This window comes from Nocardiopsis sp. NPDC055824 (genome assembly GCF_053616335.1).
Genome location: NZ_JBSHDN010000384.1, coordinates 1 through 2,311, shown reverse-complemented (window position 1 = coordinate 2,311; position 2,311 = coordinate 1). Strand labels below are relative to the sequence as shown.

Here is a 2,311-nt window from a genome sequence, read left to right as displayed (position 1 = left end):
GGGCGGGCGGGGGCCTCTCAGCGGGGCAGCCCCCCCCCCACGCCCGGCGCGCACCTTGGCGCGCCGGCCCGCCCCGGCCCCTCCCCCACCCCTCCTCCACCCCACGGGAGGACCCGCCATGCCCCTGCCACGCACACGCCACCGCTCACGCGCACCCCCGCCCCGGTCCCTGTCAGCTCCGATCACCGCACTCCCTGGGCGCACACCCCCGGCCGAGCGCCGCCCGAGACACTCCCACGGCGAACGGCACCCCCCACACCGCTCACGCTCCAGGAGCAACCAGTGAGAGCACGACGACTCAGGAACCGCCTCGCGGCACTCGTGGCCGCCGTCATCGCCGTCCCCCTCGCCCTGTCCGCCACCCCCGCCGCCGCGAACACCGCCGGCGTCACGGTCACCTACGTGGAGACCAGCCGCTGGGAGACCGGCTACGGCGGACAGATCACCATCTCCAACACGTCCGACACCCGCCTGACCGACTGGTCCGTCGAGTTCGGGCTCCCCTCCGGCACCGCCATCACGTCCCTGTGGAACGCCACCCTGGCCCGGTCCGGCGGGACCCACACCCTCACCCCGCCCTCCTGGGGCGCCGACGTCCCGGCCGGCGGCAGCTACTCCATCGGGTTCAACGGCACCCACAGCGGCGGCGACACCGCCCCCGTGAACTGCCTGATCAACGGCAACAGCTGCTCCGGCGAGCCCGGCGCGCCCGACACCGAGCCGCCCACCGCCCCGGCGGGGCTGACCGTCACCGGCACCACCTCCACCACCGTGACCCTGGGATGGCAGGCGGCGACGGACGACGTCGCCGTCACGGGCTACGAGGTCCTCTCCGGCGGACAGGTCGTCCGCGCCGTCACGACCGAATCCGCGACCGTCACCGGGCTGGCGCCCGCGACACAGCACTCGTTCACGGTGCGCGCCTACGACAGCTCCAACAACCGGGGGCCGGAGACCGCGGCCGTGACGGCCACCACCGACGCCGGGGGCGGTCCCACCGATCCTCCCCAGGAGCGCCGCGTCGCCTACTTCACCCAGTGGGGGATCTACGACCGGGGCTACCTCGTCCGGAACCTGGAGACCTCCGGCACCGCCGAGAAGCTGACCCACATCAACTACGCGTTCGGCAACATCAACGCCAACGGCGAGTGCTTCATGGCCAACCAGCTGGGCCAGGGCGACGCCTGGGCCGACTACGGGCGCTCCTTCACCGCCGACCAGAGCGTCGACGGCGTGGCCGACACCTGGAACCAGTCCCTGCGCGGCAACTTCAACCAGATCCTCAAGCTCAAGGAGATGTACCCCGACCTGAAGGTCAACATCTCCCTCGGCGGCTGGACCTGGTCCGAGCACTTCTCCGACGCCGCCCTGACCCCCGCGTCCCGGGAGCGCATGGTCTCGTCCTGCATCGACCAGTTCCTGCGCGGCAACCTGCCGCTCTTCGACGGCGCGGGCGGCCCCGGCTCCGCCGAGGGCGTCTTCGACGGCATCGACCTCGACTGGGAGTGGCCCGGCTCGGCCGGGCACGAGCACAACACCATCCGCCCTGAGGACAAGGAGAACTTCACCGCCCTCGTCTCGGAGTTCCGCACCCAGCTGGACGCCCTCACCGCCGAGACCGGCCGTCCCTACGAGCTGACCTCCTTCATGCCGGCCGACCCCAGGAAGATCGACCTCGGCTTCGAGATGCAGCCGCTCATGGCCGATTTCGACTTCATCACCGTCCAGGGGTACGACTACCACGGCGCCTGGGAGAACACCGCCAACCACCAGTCGAACCTCGTGACCGACGCCGCCGACCCCGGCCCCGACGTCTACTCCACGCAGACCACGGTCCAGGCGTACCTCGACCGCGGCGTCGACCCGGCCGACATGGTCCTCGGCGTCCCCTTCTACGGCCGCGGATGGACCGGGGTCTCCCCCGGGCCGAACGGCGACGGGCTCTTCCAGCCCGCCACCGGAGCAGCCCCCGGCCGCTACGAGGCGGGGATCCAGGACTGGAAGCTGCTCAAGGACCTGACCGGCTACCAGCTGCACCGTGACGACGCGTCCGGGACGGCCTGGCTCTACAACGGCTCCACCTTCTGGAACTACGACGACGAGATCTCCATGGCCCAGAAGACCGACTGGGCCCAGGCCAACGGCCTCGGCGGAGTGATGATCTGGTCCGTCGACGGCGACGACGCGAACGGCAGCCTCATGAACGCCATCGACACGGCGCTGGCCGACTGACCCCGGCCGACACCGGACCCGACAGGGCCCGCCCCCCGGCCGGGGCCGGGCGGGGCCGCCGCGGACAGCCGTCCGCGGC

1 protein-coding gene is annotated in these 2,311 nt (G+C 72.1%); it reads left to right on the top strand.

The features are described from left to right. The first annotated feature begins 282 nt into the window (after window positions 1-282). Window positions 283-2,232, top strand: coding sequence for a glycosyl hydrolase family 18 protein (locus ACWGL3_RS32025; protein WP_267946317.1), 1,950 nt, complete (start codon window positions 283-285; stop codon window positions 2,230-2,232). Window positions 2,233-2,311: the final 79 nt, after the last annotated feature.